Origin of the sequence: Bacillus sp. REN3, from assembly GCF_017912555.1 — a bacterium.
In the GTDB taxonomy this organism is placed as follows: domain Bacteria; phylum Bacillota; class Bacilli; order Bacillales; family Cytobacillaceae; genus Mesobacillus.
Genome location: NZ_JAERSD010000004.1, coordinates 105,845 through 122,110, shown reverse-complemented (window position 1 = coordinate 122,110; position 16,266 = coordinate 105,845). Strand labels below are relative to the sequence as shown.

Below are 16,266 nucleotides of genomic sequence, written 5' to 3'. Positions count from 1 at the left end.
ATGAATATTCCACCTGTACCTGAAGGGGCTACATGGACAGAGGACCAGTGGAAGGCAATCATGGCTTCCGGCCAGGATATCCTTGTAGCTGCAGCCGCGGGATCAGGAAAGACGGCTGTCCTTGTTGAGAGGATCATAAGAAAAATCACATCCGAACACAACCCGATCAATGTCGATGAACTGCTCGTCGTGACGTTCACGAATGCATCGGCTGCGGAAATGCGTCACAGGATTGGGGAGGCGCTTGAAAAAGCGATTGATGAGTACCCGGATTCCATCCACTTAAAAAAACAGCTGAGTCTGTTGAACAGGGCTTCGATCTCGACATTGCACTCTTTCTGCCTTGATGTGATCAGGAAATACTATTACTTGATTGATGTCGATCCCGGCTTCCGGATTGCCGATGAAACAGAAGGCCAGCTGTTAAGGGATGAAGTGATTGAAGACTTGTTTGAAGAGGAATACGGGAAGGCCGGCAACCAGCCATTTTTCAACCTGGTTGACGCGTTCACGAATGACCGAAGCGATGAAGGGCTGAAGGACATTATCGTCGACCTGTTTGATTTTGCAAGGTCGAATCCATCTCCTGAAGCTTACCTGGATGCGATTGTATTAATGTACGATGTTTCAGGGGACACAGGCATCGAGGATCTGCCATTCATAAAAATGCTGGTGGATGATGTGGAACTGCAGCTCCAGGGAGCGAAACAGCTTCTAGTGCAGGGCCTGGAACTTACGCGGATGCCAGGCGGCCCTGCGCCGCGAGCTGCCAATTTCACAGATGACTTGCATGTGGTCGAAACCCTCCTGCAGGCCAAAGAACAGTCATGGACTGCACTTTTTGATGCCATGCAGCTAGCCGATTTTGGCCGGGCAAAGGCATGCAGGGGGGAAGATTATGATAAAGAGCTTGTGGACAAGGCGGCAAAGCTAAGGGACAGGGCCAAGAAGATCGTCCTGGACCTGAAAAGTGAATTGTTTTCCAGGAAACCGGAAAGCTTCCTGAAGGATATGCAGGAAATGAAGCCTTTGATTGCTGTCCTGATCGATCTCGTGAAGGAATTTTCAAGGCGCTTTTTAAAGGTTAAAGAGGAAAGGGGCCTTGTCGATTTCTCCGACCTTGAACACTATACGCTTGATATCCTGTCCGCAAGCGGGGATCAATCTGGTGATGTCCGGCCGTCAGAAGCGGCAGTTTCATACCGCAGGAAGTTCAAAGAAGTGCTTGTGGATGAATACCAGGATACGAACATGGTCCAGGAAGCGATCCTCCAGCTGGTGACCGCCGATGGCGAGGCAGCAGGCAACCTGTTCATGGTTGGTGATGTAAAGCAGTCAATCTACCGCTTCAGGCTCGCGGAGCCGAATCTTTTTCTCGGAAAGTATAATCGCTTTAGTTCAGACGGGGGACAGACTGGCCTGAAAATCGATCTTGCGAAGAATTTCAGGAGCCGGAGCGAAGTGCTTGACGCCACGAATTATTTGTTCAAGCAAATCATGGGCATCGAGGTTGGCGAAATCCATTACGACAAGAATGCGGAACTGAAGAAAGGAGCCGCTTACCCTGAGGATGAACCATATCCAGTGGAGCTTTTGCTGATCGATCAGGGGGCAGGAAACGAGCCAGAAAAGGAATCGGAAGAAAGCAAGTTATCCGCCGAATTCGACGCCGACGACCTTGAACAGTCACAGCTTGAAGCAAGGCTGATGGCGAAGCAAATCAGGGAGATGGTAGAAGAGCGCCGGGGGGTTTACAATCCAAAGCTGAAGCAGTCAAAACCGGTCAATTACAGGGATATCGTCATCCTGCTCCGTTCGATGACCTGGGCTCCGCAAATCATGGAAGAATTCAAGCAGCAGGGCATTCCAATATACGCGAATCTCTCGACAGGCTACTTCCAGGCGACCGAAGTAGCAGTCATGCTTTCGCTGCTAAAGGTGATTGATAATCCGTACCAGGACATTCCGCTTGCCGGTATCCTCAGGTCGCCGATTGTCGGCCTGGATGAGGAGGAGCTGGCCGTGATCAGGGTAAGCCAGAAACGGGGATCATTCTATGAGGCGCTGACTGCTTTTTGCGAACAGAACCCGCCTGGAAAGCATGAAGCCATATACGCGAAGGCAAGGATGTTCTTTGAGAATTTGCAGGGATGGCGGACGGCTGCGCGCCAAGGTTCAGTATCTGATTTGATCTGGCAATTATACAGGGACACAAGATTTTACGATTTTGCCGGCGGCATGCCGGGAGGAAAGCAGCGCCAGGCAAACCTGCGGGCTCTGTATGACCGCGCGCGGCAATATGAGTCGACCAGCTTCCGGGGCTTGTTCCGTTTTTTGCGCTTCATCGAAAGAATGCGCGAACGGGGGGATGACCTGGGGGCAGCTAGGGCGCTTGGAGAGCAGGAGGATGTTGTCCGGATCATGACGATCCACAGCAGCAAGGGCTTGGAATTTCCGGTTGTTTTTGTTGCGGGCCTAGCAAGGCGTTTCAATACGATGGATTTGAAAAAATTTTATATGCTTGATAAAGAATTCGGTTTTGCGGCTAAATATATCAATCCTGAAAAGCGGATTTCATACCCATCACTTCCACAGCTTGCCTTCAAGCGAAAGCATAAGATGGAAATGCTCGCTGAAGAAATGCGTGTCTTATACGTCGCCCTGACCCGGGCAAAGGAAAAGCTGTATTTGATTGGAACCGTGAAGGATTCGGAAAAAACAATAAACAAATGGGAAGATGCAGCAAGTCACGACAGGTGGCTTCTGGACGAATACTTGAGAGCGTCAGCCATGGGCTATATCGACTGGATTGGCCCGGCAGTAATCCGCCATCAGGATTGCCAGCAATTGAAGGGCAGCGGGCAGAGCGAGGCTCTGGAACATGAGATATCCTGCCACCCATCCCGATGGAAAATTGCAGCGATTCCTGCTGAGGAAGTCGCCTCGTATATAGAGGATACGGTTGTAGAACAAGAAAACTTGATGAAGTCAGTCGCGGCAGGCAAGCCTGTCAAGATCGAATCAGCCCTGTCAGAAAAAGTCCGTTATCAGCTTTCCTGGAAGTACGGTTTCACGGAAGCGGCCACGCATCGTTCGAAACAATCGGTGTCAGAACTGAAGCGGAACCATGAAGCTAGGGAAGGTGAAAGCGGGACGCAAATCATCCGCCAGATGACTAGGCCGATTCTTGGAAGGCCGAGATTCATGCAGGAAAAGAAGCTCACCCCTGCGGAACGGGGGACCGCTATGCATATGGTCATGCAGCATATCGACCTCTCCCAGCCAGTTACGGAACAAAGCCTTGAAGTACAGCTGGAAAAAATGGTGGAAAGGGAGCTGCTATTCCCTGAACAAAGGGATGCAGTTGAAAGAAAGTGGATCCTGGCATTTTTTGAAACAGAAATCGGCCAGCGCCTTCTTAACGCAAGAACAGTCAATCGGGAGGTTCCATTCTATCTCTCCCTGCAAGCAAGTGAAGTGTATCCTGACTGGGAGGGCAGCAGCGAGCCTCTCTTTGTCCAAGGGGTGGTAGATTGTATCTTCGAGGACGAAAGAGGCACTGTACTCCTCGATTTCAAGACAGATGGAATCCAGGACCGTTTCAAGGGCGGCTATGCACAGGCAAAGCCAATCCTGGAAGGAAGGTATCGGATCCAGATTGGCTTATATGCAAAAGCTATTGAAAAAGTATGGAAACAGCCGGTCAGCGAGAAATATTTGTATTTCTTCGATGGTGGCCATCTTCTGGAGCTTGGCCAGGAATAGGAATAGAAAACCGGTCGGATAGCTGGAATCCGGCCGGTTTTTGTTTTTTCCATGGCAGGTGGAACTTCATATCAAGTATGATTGGCAATATCAAAAGGCCAGCCGCGTTGGAGGTCCTGCAAATCCGTAGGACATGATCGATTTGTACATCCAAAGGTTTTTGAGGAATAGAAAACAGCCTTCAACTAGGCTGACAAAAATATCGGCATCGAATGGAAGCAGGCGAAGAAGGTGTTAATTATTCCCTACTGTCGGCTGGTCGATGACATTACAATCCAGGACATTGCTAGAACTCAAGCCATTATTCGTGATGATAAAGCCGCCTGTATTGAACGCACCCTGGCCGGAGTTGGTTTTTGAATTAGCCTTTGGCGCTATGTACAGGCTGTCTCCAAACTGTACAGTACCGCCGCCGATATTCACTATTTGTACCGGGCCTATAATTGCTGGCATTGAAAACATCCTTTTTCTGTTGTTGTTAAACAATATGTTGAGATTAATCGTTTTGTTCCTCACGGGGCAGCAACTGCCGGATGTGTTTTACCCTTGCCTCCATGCAAATTTGGCAGCTGTTCCCGATGTGGACTACCGAAGAGGCGGAAACACCGATGATATCGACGTTTTTCACTTTTATTAAAGGATTAAGGTTATGGGTGAAGGAGGCGAATCTTTCGGTAATCGGCAAAAGAGGGATTTCTTCAGAAAAAATCGGGTAATTGGCAAAGTGTCCTTCATTCCCGAAAAAAACGTCAGCTTCTCTTTGTACGGCAAGTGCCCGTGAAAACCCGCAAATTTGAACTGAATCACCAATTTGGCAAATTGAAGAAAAAGTGACAGCGTCGATTTTAAGATGATCGACACAAGATGTTCTTTGCAGCACCATTTATCTCACTTCCGGTGCAAGCGGGACGAACGGCCCGATGATCAATGATTCTGCTGGAGTATCGAATATCGCTGCAAGCTGGATGGTTTGGGCGTCGCCTACCATGAAAACGGAAGAACTGGAAACACCGATAATCCTGATATTATCGACACAAACATCCCGATTGTATACGTGAAAATTCATTCTTCCTTTCCTTCCTTCATATTGTCGGGCAGGTTTTTCAGGAATAGATAAACCCCATTCTGGATTTCCTGCTTCAACAATTCAATTATTTGGTCATCAGCTTCCTTGCTCGTTTCTTCACTGCGCCCTGCGACATGCTGATCCTTCAGATGTGCAGCGACCCTGCCGGATAGCTGTTTTTTGATATCCTCTTTGATAAAGGCAAAGTAGGAGTCCTCGACCTGGATGCCCAATTTTTCCTTGGCATCTCGGTAAATTGTCTCCAGGTCAGTTTCTAAATATTGTTGGATGGCAGTTTCGATCTTAATTGTCCTTTTGAAAATCTGATTTGGCGGAACGGGTACATTCATCGTCTTTTGATCGACACTGAAGTCGTCAATATCCTCCAGGTCAGTAGGATTCAGGCCAATATTCAGGGTTCCCTCAAGAGTTTCTACTTTCAACTGGTCAAATTTATATTCAATATTGCCAATTTGGACTGGAGGCCGCTCTTTAAGTGCTTGAACATCTTCTTGAAGGGCGAGGACCATCTTCTCCAGCCTGGCAATCTTATTATTCTGGTGTTCAACAAACAAATGCAGCCTGGTTAAATATTGATACAATCCAGCATACAATCGAATCACCTCGAATCAAACCAGTATTTTTAAAAGGTAATTTTCGTAAACCTTGTTGCAAGCGGTGGCGTACTCCCATTCCTGTTCTTTTCCGTGTAGAGCCCGGTTAGCCTCTCTTGCGGATGGCAACAGCAGGCCAGATGCTTCCGCCTTAGTGCCTGCCTAGGTCCCGGAGGCATGACAGGCGACAGATGAGTCGCCGGAAATGGAAAGTGAAAGCCCAAGGGGGCGGAAGCTAACACGTACCCCACCCAAGCGGATAGAAACCGATCAGTCATTCCGGACAGGAGGGTGGAGCGGAACAGCAGGGGATAAAAGGAGTCCGGGACTTGGAATGCCTCCCGCTTGTGCCTCTGGGGCAGGTTCAGTGAATCCGCCGGTATTGAATAGATGGGAAGAGGGCTTGATGATACCGGCACTGCCAATTTGCAGGACGGAGGAGTTGGTCACACCGCCTATTTTCAATAGGTTTATGTGGATGGATTGTTGGATATAAAAGTTCATTCGCCATCACCTGCGTTACGCATTAAAGTAATTTCCCTGATCCAAGCCATCATTATCAAAGGTATTCGTAGAACTTTGGTTATTATAGATTGTCAGCCCATCCCCGGTATTGAAAGATCCTGCGCCAGAGAATGTCTTTGCATTGGAAACGGGCATGATTTTATAGACATCTCCAATGTGGAATACTGCGCTATTCCCCAGGGTGACGACCTGGGCAACACCAACGATTGCCGGCATGAGCAACACCCTTTGCATGAGTTTCTTTTTTATCGTATGCGACGAAGGGAAGAATGTGATTAAAATGCCTATATCCGCAAGGCTGGAACAAGATTTGTTATACAACAGATAAAAAGATATAGAACAGCAACAAAAATGTGATACTATATCTATATATTCCGAATTTTAAATTTATTCGAGAGGAGACAGTTTATGAATGTTCCTTTGTTGCTGAACCAATTTTTAGATCGGGCCGTTTCCCTTTATGGGGACAAGAAAGCTATTCTTTCAGAAGACCGGGCGTTTACATATTCCGAATTGAACGAAAGGGTGAACAGGCTTTCCGATGGATTGAGGAAGCTTGGGGCGGGAAAAGGAGACCGGATTGCGTACCTAGCACCAAATTCGATTGAAATGCTCGAAGGCTTTTACGGCGTTTTCCAGATAGGCGGAGTGATGGTTCCGTTGAACATCCGCCTGAAGCCGGAGGATTATTTGTTCATTTTGAACCACAGCGAATCGAAGGTACTGTTCGTCGACCAGGATTTGTACCATCTCATCATGCCTGTTAAAGACAAACTCGAAACCGTCAAGCATATCATCGTCCATTATAAGGAAGAAAGCACTCCAGAAACCGGATATGATGACTGGCTAGCCCTTCAGTCACCAGATGCCTTCGAGCGGGAAAAGCTCGAGGAAGACGATGTCTGCAGCCTGCTGTATACCAGCGGGACTACAGGAAATCCGAAGGGCGTCATGCTCACCCACCGGAATAACTACCTTCATGCACTTAGTACAATGCATCATTTGCGGGTTCGCGATGAAGACGTCCTTCTGCACGTCCTGCCAATGTTCCATGTGAATGGGTGGGGTTCGCCATTCTATTACACGGCCAATGGCTCATCACAGGTGTGCCTGAGGAAGACAACACCGGAAGCCATTTTTCATGCGCTTGAAAAAAAAGGAGTAACAATCATGCATATGGCGCCGACAGTTCTCAATTCCTTGCTTCAATATTATGAAAAGAATGTGCCGGCGATTGAGCAGGAAGTAAGGGTTGTCATTGCGGGATCCGCACCGCCTCCAGCTTTTGTCACAAGAGTCGAGAAAGAGCTTGGCTGGGAATTCATCCAGGTTTATGGCATGACGGAATCATCTCCGTTGAGCACAATTTCAACAGTCCGGTCACATCTGAAAGATCTTCCGCTAAATGAACAATACCGGATGAAAGCCAAAGCAGGAATCTCGATGATTGGCTGTGAAGTGAAAGTAGTGAACGATTACGGTGAAGAGGTCGCGCATGACGGAACGGAAATCGGGGAAGTCGTCACACGGAGCAATGGTGTCATGAAAGGGTATTGGAAGAATGAAGAGGCGACAATGGAAACAATCCGGGATGGCTGGCTCCACACTGGGGATATGGCTACAGTCGACCAGTACGGCAACATTGACATCGTCGACCGAAAAAAAGACGTCATTATTAGCGGCGGTGAAAACATTTCCTCCATCGAGGTAGAGGGAGCACTATATGAGCACCCGGCTGTCCTGGAGGCTGCGGTCATCGCTGTCCCTCATGAAAAATGGGGCGAAACCCCTCATGCCTATGTTGTGCTCAGGGAAAATGAAAATGTGTCTGAAAAGGGTTTGATCGCTTTCTCAAGGGAGAAGCTTGCACACTTCAAAGCCATCACTGGTGTGACCTTTGTAAAAGAACTGCCAAAGACCGCATCTGGAAAAATCCAGAAAGTCCATCTGCGCAATGAATATTGGGAGTCAAAAGGAACGGCAGGAAGATTCGTAAATTAGCGGCAAAAGAACAGAATAATAGTTATTGCGAACGTTCCCGGTTTGGTTATGCATGGCGGCTATCCGGGGGCAGTACCAGCAAATGCACTAAGAGATTCAGCTTAGTATAATAGGGAATAGAAACACACAAAAAATGCTATTTTCCAAATCAGCGTTTTTTGTGTGTTTTTTGGCAGCCTCAATACCCGAAAAGCAGCCAGTGAAGCTCCCTGGAGAAAGAATGGCTAAAGAGAAAAGTCCAGCTGCTTTTGCCAATCATTGAAACGAAAATGCCCTGCTGCGAGGTTTATCCTCATTCTTATTGGCCAGGGTCCATGCTCTTACCTCCGGAGGGTTTCTTGTAGTATGATAATCTAAAATAAACGATGGAATGAGGGGGAGTATGCAGGCAAATGATCGGCCGGGGGGAAATCGGATCGTTTCCATTGACCGGATGCGGGGTTTTTCTTTACTGGGGATTTTCCTCGTCAATATGATTTCGTTCCATTCCCCATTTTTTTATATCGATCCTGGAACATGGTGGGATGGGACAAGCAGCCGGATTACATATAAGCTTATCGATTTGTTCGTCCAGGCAAGCTTTTACCCGCTGTTTGCGATGCTGTTTGGATATGGGCTTGTCATTTTGAGGGAGAGGACGCTTGACAAAGGGATGCCATTTTATCCGATCGCATTCCGCAGGCTTTCGATTTTGCTGTCGTTTGGAATCGTGCATGCTTTTCTGATTTGGTCCGGCGATATCCTGATAACCTATGCAATATGCGGATTTGTTTTCCTGTTTTTCATCGATTGGGGTGCAAAAAGGCTGCTGTTTGCAGGGCTGGCGCTCTATATTATCCCAAACCTGCTCCTGCTTATGATGCTTACGCTGTCTTTACTGGCCGAACCAAACGCTTCATTTTCGATATATGACAGAGAAGCCGCGGAACAGGCAATCGAAATCTATCAAACCGGTAGCTTCATGGAAATTACGGAACAAAGAATCAAAGAGTGGGATGAACATCATAATATCCCAGGTTTGCTGTTTTATCTGATCACCATCCTGCCGCTATTCCTGATTGGAGCGGCAGCGGCCAAGTGGCGGCTTTTCGAGAACGTTTCTTCAAAAAAGCAAGGAATGGCCAGCTTTGCTGTCGTCATGGCAGCAGCTGGACTTCTGTTAAAGGTGATTCCTTATCTCACAGTGAGGAACATTGTGACCGATTATGCGCAGGATACATTTGGAGGACCGTTGCTCTCGGTTTCCTATGCACTTTGGATTGCGCTTGCATCAGAAAACCGGAAGATGGATCGCCTCTTTGCGCCGCTTGAGGCAGCAGGCAGGCTGTCGATCAGCCATTATCTATTTCAATCTGTCTTTTCGACTATGATCTTTTACAGTTATGGACTCGGATACTTTGGCAAGGTTTCACTTTTTGAAGGAACGATGCTGGCAATCGGGATTTACACGATCCAGCTTGCAGCGAGCGGCTTGTGGGTCCGGAGGTTTTTTTACGGCCCGGTCGAATGGCTGTGGCGCAGCGGGACATATATGAAGAAACAGCCATTAAAGAGAGGCGGCCGGATATGAAAAAAATCATCATCATCGGCAGCGGAGGAGCCGGAAAATCGACACTGGCAAGGAAACTGGGAAAGATGATGGGCGTTGAGGTGCACCATCTTGATGTCCTCTATTGGAAGCCAGGATGGAAAATGACAGACAAAAAAGTTTGGTTTGAAATCCTTTCTAGACTAATCAAAAAAGAGTCCTGGATCATGGACGGCAATTTCGGAAGTAGTATGGACATCAGGGCAAAAGCTTGTGACACTATTATTTTTCTTGATTACCCAACGTCTGTATGCCTATTCGGTATATTGAAAAGAAGGGTCATATTCCATGGAAAAAGAAGGCCGGATATGGCATCTGGCTGTCCAGAAAAGCTTGATTGGGAATTTATTAAATGGGTCGCACAGTATAAGCGGAAAGAAGCTCCTGCCATCCGCGAAAAATTAAAACGCTATCAGCAAGAGGGCAAACAAGTGTATCATCTAAAGACAAGGCGGGAAGCAGATCAATTATTTGAGCAGCTTTCGGCAATAAATGATTAGGAGGAAAAAATGAAATTCGCCACTTTTCAAAACGGATCAAGCACTTTTACCGGGATTGTCAATGAAAAGAACGATTGTGTCCTTCCGCTTGCTGCGGCTTCTGAACGGATGGATGGCAAGGCAGGATTCCCTGCATCCATGCTTGAGGGGATTGCAAGAGGGGAAGACTTTTACAATGAAGCTGTTAAAATCTCAGAATGGGTGAAAGAGAATCAGCTAGAAGAGGAGCTGTTGATTCCTCTGGGGCAGGTGAAGCTTTTGCCGCCAATTCCGAAGCCTGTTAAGAATATCTTCTGTGTCGGCAAAAATTACGCTGAACATGCTATCGAAATGGGAAGCAAGGATGATATCCCTAAGCATGTTATGGTATTCACTAAATCTCCCACCTCTGTCACTGGCCACGACATGAAAGTCATGAACCACAAGGAACTGACAGAGGAGCTCGACTACGAAGGTGAACTTGCCGTCGTCATCGGCAAGAAGGGAAGGGCCATCAAGCGAGAAGACGCTCTGGATTATGTCTTCGGCTATACAATCATCAATGATCTAACGGCCAGGGATCTTCAAGCGCGGCATAAGCAATTTTTCATCGGCAAGAGCCTTGATACGACGTGCCCGATGGGGCCATGGATTGTTCACAAATCGGCTATCGAAAATCCGAACAACCTTGACATCCAGACCAAAGTGAATGGTGAAATCAGGCAGGATTCGAACACAGGAAATTTCATTTTTCCGATAGAGGAAATCATCGCTGTGCTTTCACAGGGAATGACATTGGAACCCGGCGATATCATCGCCACCGGAACGCCAGCTGGAGTAGGGAAAGGCTTCAATCCACCAAGATTCCTAAAGTCCGGGGATGTGATTGAAATTACAGTTGAAAACATCGGGGCACTGAAAAATTCGATCGAATAGAGAATCAACATATAAACCTTGGATACCTTATATTTAGGAATTCATAGGCAAATATGGTATGATGTTTGGGAACTTGACAATAGGAGGACGGATTGAATGATACATGCACATATGACAGCATGGTTTTTAGCAATTGTTTTGTTTTTTGTATCGCTAGGACTACATAAGAGCGGAAAAGAAAAAGGTTCGAAGATTGTCCAGATGGTCTTACGGGTTGTTTACCTGCTGATTTTGCTGACAGGGCTTATGCTTCTGTTTAGCCTCGACAGTATCAGCCTGACATATATTCTTAAAGCAGCTGTTGGGCTGTGGGTCATTTCGTTGCTTGAATTGATCCTCATCCGCACAAAGAAGAACGAGAAGGCATCGATCCTTTGGATCCAATTCATCGTGGCTCTGCTGCTAGTATTGTATCTTGGATTCTCCCTTCCATTAGGTACCGATTTATTCTAAATAGACTGGATGAAAAAGCTGTCGGTTGGCAGTTTTTTCTTTTTTTTGTCATATCCTCAGCCCCCTGAATATGGTATTTTATGAGATAGGGGATGTTGGAGAAATATAAACATTGGAGAATACAATGGCCAGGACAAATTGCTGCGTATTTGAGAACGAACAACAACTGAATCGTTTTATGGAATACCATTCATTACAGGCATGCTCCAATTTGCTTGTACAGATTTTCACGGAAAAGGAAAATGGATTCCTTCTGCTGAATGCGCTGGTCAAGAGATCTCTTCCTCACGCAATCATTATCAGCAGTACAACCGGAAAGAGTCTGGGCCAGGATGTTCTGTCATTTACGTCATTCACCAGCCAGGAACTGGATTTGATCCTTCAGCAGCAGAATCAAAATACCATCAATACCCTGGTAGACTTGGTGGCAGCTTCCAGGCAGGATATCATCCAATTGAATGAAAGCCTGAAGGTATCTGAGCAGCATTATCGCTCGCTTTTTGACAACAACGGCGATTTTGTGTATTCAACCGATCTCGAAGGCAATTTTACAAGTGTGAACCATTCTTTTTTTAAAACATTCGGTTTCAGTGAAGCGGAACTGATTGGCAGTCCGGCTCTTGATTTCATCAGCCAGGATGATATTCCAAGGGCAAGGCTTCATTTTTTGAAAGCAGTGCGAGGCAAAAATCAGACATACAATATCGAAATCAAGATCAAGTCAGGAGAAACCCAGATTTTCGAAATCAAGAATATCCCGATTACGGTCAATGGAAATTGTGTGGGCACCTATGGGATTGGCAGGAATATCACGAGCCAGAAAAAAACCGAAGAAAAGATCATCCAGCTGGCATATTATGACCGTGATACCGGGCTTCCGAATAGGATGAAATTCACGGAGCATCTGGAAGAGATTCTGAAGCAGGCGAAGAAGAAAAAAGAAGTCATTGCCGTGTTAGTTCTTGATATCGACCGGTTCAAGATCATCAACGACAGCCTTGGCCACTATGCGGGGGACATTGTTTTGAAGGAACTCGCTGAGAGGATTCAATCAAATCTTCCGGAAGGAGCCTTCCTCGGCAGGTTCAGCGGCGATAAATTCACATTGCTGTTGACTAAGGATGTCAGTATCGAGAAGGCCACAAGGACTTCAAGAGAGCTGCAAAAAGTCATTGCCAAACCATTGTATTATCAAAACCAGGAGTTCATTGTAACGGCAAGCATCGGCATCAGTTCCTTTCCGGGTGACGGACTTGATGAACAAGTATTACTCAAGAATGCCGATATCGCCATGAACCGTTCAAAGAACGAGGGAGGCAACAAGATTACCTTCTTCTCGAACGACATGAATGACCAGGCAATGATCCGGCTTGAACTGGAGAGCTATTTGCGCAAAGCCCTCCAAAAAAATGAATTCTATCTTTGCTACCAGCCTCTGATGGACCTGAAATCAGGCGAGATCACTTGCACGGAAGCATTGATTCGCTGGAGGCACCCCCATCTTGGTCTCGTATCACCTGCCCAATTCATCCCGCTGGCTGAAGAGACAGGACTCATCGAGGAAATCGGAGCATGGGTGCTGGCAACGGCCTGCAAACAAACAAAAGAATGGCAGCAGAAAGGCCATTCGAAACTCGGCGTATCTGTCAATGTATCCGCCTATCAGTTCCAGCAGCATGCTTTCATTGGACAGGTCGTCAACGCACTTGAGGAATCCCGGCTTAATCCGGAATTCCTTACACTGGAGCTTACCGAAAGCGCGATGCTGAACGATATTGCGTATAGCATTTCGGTCATGAGGGTCCTGCAGAATCTGGGTGTAAAGGTATCGATTGATGATTTCGGAACAGGATACTCGTCATTGAGTTATTTAAGGAGCCTGCCGATCGATACGTTAAAGATCGATCAATCCTTTATCAATAATCTTCATCAAGATCCATCAGACATTGCGATTGTGAAGGCGATCATCACAATGGGACACGGCCTTTCGGTCAAGATTGTGGCTGAAGGCGTTGAAACAAAAGAACAGATCAATATCCTGAGAGACCTTGACTGTCATTATGCACAAGGATTTTATATCCACAGACCGCTCGAATCCACGGCATTCGATGATGGATTCCATACGTTGGAGAAGGCAGTCTATGCCTTGGAATAGAACGGAGAAAGCCTGCATGAAGACACATGCAGGCTTTTTGCACCTTCTAGGATATTTTTTCAATCACAGCCCGTTTGCCATTGCTGAGCGTGAATTCAAACCTGTCCGCTGCAGTTTCGCCGTAATCAAAATGATGCTGCACATTAGAAATTAGCTCTTCATTATCAAAAATCAAAAAATTGACCCCAAACCTTCTGAGGCCCTGGTCCAAGAACGTCATATGGTTATAGCAGTATATACAATCATAGATGGAAAAATTAAAAGAGTTCAGTATATTGATGAATTGGACGAAGGCCTCGTCATTCAGTTCATCGAGCAAACGCTCAAGAGAATATACCAGTTGTTTCCTGACTTTGATCCTTTCCTGGTCTTGTAAAACTAATGTTTCCTTACCCGTCTGGATGCTGCCATCTTCCAGTAAGAAACCTTTTCTCCATTTATCTTTCCGGAGCAGTTCAATCTCCTGGTGAATGAATTCATCCATCAATGCGGCCTCTTCTGTTTCTTCATCAAAAAACACCCATTGTGAATTGATGTATTCTACTGTTCCCGAGAGGAATGCCCGGGGTTGAATTTCAATCATATCGCTTCGTTGTTGTCGGTTCATTTGAATCCTCCGTAAATGATCACTCACCTACTTTGTAGACAGATTTTGGCGAAATTATAACATGGTGGAAATAACCAGATTAAAAATAATTGCATATGATGAGTAATGTTTTACAGATAGAGGGGATCCGGGATTAAAATGGCTTCGCCGAAAGATAGCATGGAAAGCACTGGATTGCAGGAAGGGTTATTAAAGAATCAATATAGCCAGTTTGCTATATTGGTGTAAGATTGATGGACCTTAAAAGTGAAAGGGATCTAGGAGGCATAGATTTTTTGGGTGCTGACAATGCTTCCTTAGGAGTAGGAGAACGAAGAAGGCAGGCCATGCAACTGAGCAAGGGACATAGCCGGCAGCTTATTTACTGTAAAACACCTGTCACACTAACAATCTCTTAAAAACTGGTATTAACAGGATACTCTCCCCGAAGTCATTCTGATACTGGGGTTTCGCCACATCTTGTTAGAAAAGCGCAGGAAGCTTCCTCATTTAAGCTGGCGTTTTTGTTTTGGCATATGAGGTAATATGGGAAGCGGGAAGGACTAGCGACAAGGAGGGGGTTTTTTTGACAGGACCAAGTTTAATGAGCAAGAGCATTACAGCAGCCTAGCTTTGCAAAAAGGTGGATTTAAATCTCCTTGGATAAATAGGCTTGAAAGATCTCCGGCATAAGAAGCGGCCAATCTTACAGCACTTCAACATTCGAAGATGGGAACTTTTAAATGGTATCGAGGTGGCGAGGCTCTTAAACTGCAAATGAGACGCAGTTTCGGTTGCCGATGATTGACTGTGCCCTTAGTGAGGCCATTAAGGTCCAAACGAAAAAGACGAAGTCAACCTGGCAAGTTTTACAGATTTTGCACCACTATTGGTACGACCAATGGAATCGTTTTTCAGAGAGTCAACCAGATCCCCCAAAGGAAGAAGGAAAACCAGGTAAGCCAAGAAGGCATCCGAAAAATTAAAATCCAATCAAAATTGCAGCCAGAACCGAGTTTACTTGCTATGACTTGGTGACCGATAACGCCTACTTAAATGCGGCCTTTTTGGAAAATTGCTTACTAACCGGCCAGCTAACGAAAAACTATTAATTTCTCTTTTTTTTGCTAGCGAAGTGCGATCAAACAGGGTATTCTCCCAATCGGGAGCCGTATTCTCCCAATCAGTTTGCATATTCTCCCAATCGGGAGCTGTATTCTCCTAATCAGTCTGCATAATCTCCCAATCGGGAGCTGTATTCTCCTAATCAGTCTGCATAATCTCCCAATCGGGAGCTGTATTCTCCCAATCAGCCAGCATAATCTCCCAAACGAGTGCTGTATTCTCCCAATCAGCCAGCATAATCTCCCAATCAGGTGCCGTATTCTCCTGTTTGTCCAATTTCTTCCAACCCTCATCACTCAAGTCCGGCAAAAAACTGGAGTTTACTGCGGGAATAGATGTTTTGTCACCAAATAACTGACATGTTGACCGACAACGCCTATTAAACTGCGGTCTTTTTGGAAAATTGCTAACTAACCGGCCAGCTAACGATAGGCAAAACTATTAAATTCTCTTTTTTTTGCTAGCGAAGTGCAATCAAACAGGGTATTCTCCCAATCGAGAGCTGTATTCTCCTAATCAGTCTGCATATTCTCCCAATCGGGAGCTGTATTCTCCTAATCAGCCAGCATATTCTCCCAATCAGGTGCCGTATTCTCCCGTTTGTCCAATTTCTTCCAAACCTCATCACTCAAGTCCGGCAAAAAACTGGAGTTTACTGCGGGAATAGATGTTTTGTCACCAAATAACTGACATGTTGACCGACAACGCCTATTAAACTGCGGTCTTTTTGGAAAATTGCTAACTAACCGGCCAGCTAACGATAGGCAAAACTATTAAATTCTCTTTTTTTTGCTAGCGAAGTGCAATCAAACAGGGTATTCTCCCAATCGGGAGCCGTATTCTCCCAATCAGCCAGCATAATCTCCCAAACGAGTGCTGTATTCTCCTAATCAGTCTGCATATTCTCCCAATCGGGAGCTGTATTCTCCTAATCAGCCAGCATATTCTCCCGATCGGGAGCTGTATTCTCCTA

Annotated in this window: 15 protein-coding genes; 7 read left to right on the top strand and 8 right to left on the bottom strand. The window is 46.2% G+C overall.

Features of this window, described 5'->3' with window-relative positions; all coding sequences use genetic code 11:
• Entirely contained in the window at positions 1 to 3,765 is a 3,765-nt protein-coding gene (gene addA, locus JJQ88_RS04970; protein WP_210364789.1) for a helicase-exonuclease AddAB subunit AddA, read from the top strand.
• 234 nt (positions 3,766 to 3,999) lie between these two features.
• Here the strand turns inward: addA and JJQ88_RS04965 are convergent, their stop codons facing one another.
• The 6 genes from JJQ88_RS04965 to JJQ88_RS04940 form a co-directional block, all read right to left on the bottom strand.
• Positions 4,000 to 4,218: a spore germination protein gene (locus tag JJQ88_RS04965; protein WP_210364631.1), complete on the bottom strand. Its 219-nt coding sequence runs from the start codon at positions 4,216 to 4,218 to the stop codon at positions 4,000 to 4,002.
• Positions 4,219 to 4,261: 43 nt separating this feature from the next.
• Positions 4,262 to 4,648, bottom strand: a complete 387-nt coding sequence (locus JJQ88_RS04960) for a spore germination protein GerPE (protein ID WP_246860941.1) — start codon at positions 4,646 to 4,648, stop codon at positions 4,262 to 4,264.
• The gene (locus tag JJQ88_RS04955) at positions 4,649 to 4,831 is read right to left on the bottom strand and encodes a spore gernimation protein GerPD (RefSeq protein WP_210364630.1); all 183 of its coding nucleotides are present in this window, start codon (positions 4,829 to 4,831) and stop codon (positions 4,649 to 4,651) included.
• On the bottom strand, positions 4,828 to 5,445 hold the full coding sequence (gerPC, locus tag JJQ88_RS04950) for a spore germination protein GerPC (RefSeq protein WP_246860940.1): 618 nt from the start codon (positions 5,443 to 5,445) through the stop codon (positions 4,828 to 4,830). The genes JJQ88_RS04955 and gerPC overlap by 4 nt, the downstream gene beginning before the upstream one ends.
• Positions 5,446 to 5,715: 270 nt before the next feature.
• Positions 5,716 to 5,949, bottom strand: coding sequence for a spore germination protein GerPB (locus JJQ88_RS04945; protein WP_210364629.1), 234 nt, complete (start codon positions 5,947 to 5,949; stop codon positions 5,716 to 5,718).
• A gap of 15 nt (positions 5,950 to 5,964) precedes the next feature.
• Positions 5,965 to 6,186, bottom strand: a complete 222-nt coding sequence (locus JJQ88_RS04940) for a spore germination protein (RefSeq protein WP_210364628.1) — start codon at positions 6,184 to 6,186, stop codon at positions 5,965 to 5,967.
• A gap of 192 nt (positions 6,187 to 6,378) precedes the next feature.
• Between JJQ88_RS04940 and JJQ88_RS04935 the strand changes: the two genes are divergently transcribed.
• The 6 genes from JJQ88_RS04935 to JJQ88_RS04910 all read left to right on the top strand — a co-directional run bounded on the left by JJQ88_RS04935 (position 6,379) and on the right by JJQ88_RS04910 (position 13,582).
• Complete coding sequence (locus tag JJQ88_RS04935; RefSeq protein WP_210364627.1) at positions 6,379 to 7,971, top strand: long-chain-fatty-acid--CoA ligase; 1,593 nt, start codon at positions 6,379 to 6,381, stop codon at positions 7,969 to 7,971.
• 382 nt (positions 7,972 to 8,353) lie between these two features.
• On the top strand, positions 8,354 to 9,541 hold the full coding sequence (locus tag JJQ88_RS04930; RefSeq protein ID WP_210364626.1) for a DUF418 domain-containing protein: 1,188 nt from the start codon (positions 8,354 to 8,356) through the stop codon (positions 9,539 to 9,541).
• Positions 9,538 to 10,059, top strand: coding sequence for a DNA topology modulation protein (locus JJQ88_RS04925; protein WP_210364625.1), 522 nt, complete (start codon positions 9,538 to 9,540; stop codon positions 10,057 to 10,059). The genes JJQ88_RS04930 and JJQ88_RS04925 overlap by 4 nt, the downstream gene beginning before the upstream one ends.
• 9 nt (positions 10,060 to 10,068) lie before the next feature.
• The gene (locus JJQ88_RS04920; RefSeq protein ID WP_210364624.1) at positions 10,069 to 10,974 is read left to right on the top strand and encodes a fumarylacetoacetate hydrolase family protein; all 906 of its coding nucleotides are present in this window, start codon (positions 10,069 to 10,071) and stop codon (positions 10,972 to 10,974) included.
• A 96-nt stretch (positions 10,975 to 11,070) separates the two neighbouring features.
• Positions 11,071 to 11,427: a YisL family protein gene (locus JJQ88_RS04915; protein WP_210364623.1), complete on the top strand. Its 357-nt coding sequence runs from the start codon at positions 11,071 to 11,073 to the stop codon at positions 11,425 to 11,427.
• Between the two features lie 112 nt (positions 11,428 to 11,539).
• Positions 11,540 to 13,582: a putative bifunctional diguanylate cyclase/phosphodiesterase gene (locus JJQ88_RS04910; protein ID WP_246860939.1), complete on the top strand. Its 2,043-nt coding sequence runs from the start codon at positions 11,540 to 11,542 to the stop codon at positions 13,580 to 13,582.
• Between the two features lie 46 nt (positions 13,583 to 13,628).
• Here JJQ88_RS04910 and JJQ88_RS04905 read toward each other — a convergent pair whose 3' ends face one another.
• Together JJQ88_RS04905 and JJQ88_RS04900 are read right to left on the bottom strand one after the other, a co-directional pair.
• Positions 13,629 to 14,189, bottom strand: coding sequence for a DUF2777 domain-containing protein (locus JJQ88_RS04905; protein WP_210364622.1), 561 nt, complete (start codon positions 14,187 to 14,189; stop codon positions 13,629 to 13,631).
• A gap of 1,242 nt (positions 14,190 to 15,431) precedes the next feature.
• Positions 15,432 to 15,569, bottom strand: coding sequence for a hypothetical protein (locus JJQ88_RS04900; protein ID WP_210364621.1), 138 nt, complete (start codon positions 15,567 to 15,569; stop codon positions 15,432 to 15,434).
• Between the last annotated feature and the right edge of the window lie 697 nt (positions 15,570 to 16,266).

Coding starts and splice junctions, on each gene's coding strand:
- JJQ88_RS04965 (WP_210364631.1), bottom strand. CDS start 4,218: ATGCCAGCAATTATAGGCCCGGTACAAATAGTGAATATCGGCGGCGGT.
- JJQ88_RS04935 (WP_210364627.1), top strand. CDS start 6,379: ATGAATGTTCCTTTGTTGCTGAACCAATTTTTAGATCGGGCCGTTTCC.
- JJQ88_RS04945 (WP_210364629.1), bottom strand. CDS start 5,949: ATGAACTTTTATATCCAACAATCCATCCACATAAACCTATTGAAAATA.
- JJQ88_RS04905 (WP_210364622.1), bottom strand. CDS start 14,189: ATGAACCGACAACAACGAAGCGATATGATTGAAATTCAACCCCGGGCA.
- JJQ88_RS04955 (WP_210364630.1), bottom strand. CDS start 4,831: ATGAATTTTCACGTATACAATCGGGATGTTTGTGTCGATAATATCAGG.
- JJQ88_RS04915 (WP_210364623.1), top strand. CDS start 11,071: ATGATACATGCACATATGACAGCATGGTTTTTAGCAATTGTTTTGTTT.
- JJQ88_RS04920 (WP_210364624.1), top strand. CDS start 10,069: ATGAAATTCGCCACTTTTCAAAACGGATCAAGCACTTTTACCGGGATT.
- JJQ88_RS04925 (WP_210364625.1), top strand. CDS start 9,538: ATGAAAAAAATCATCATCATCGGCAGCGGAGGAGCCGGAAAATCGACA.
- JJQ88_RS04930 (WP_210364626.1), top strand. CDS start 8,354: ATGCAGGCAAATGATCGGCCGGGGGGAAATCGGATCGTTTCCATTGAC.
- JJQ88_RS04940 (WP_210364628.1), bottom strand. CDS start 6,186: ATGCCGGCAATCGTTGGTGTTGCCCAGGTCGTCACCCTGGGGAATAGC.
- JJQ88_RS04960 (WP_246860941.1), bottom strand. CDS start 4,648: ATGGTGCTGCAAAGAACATCTTGTGTCGATCATCTTAAAATCGACGCT.
- addA (WP_210364789.1), top strand. CDS start 1: ATGAATATTCCACCTGTACCTGAAGGGGCTACATGGACAGAGGACCAG.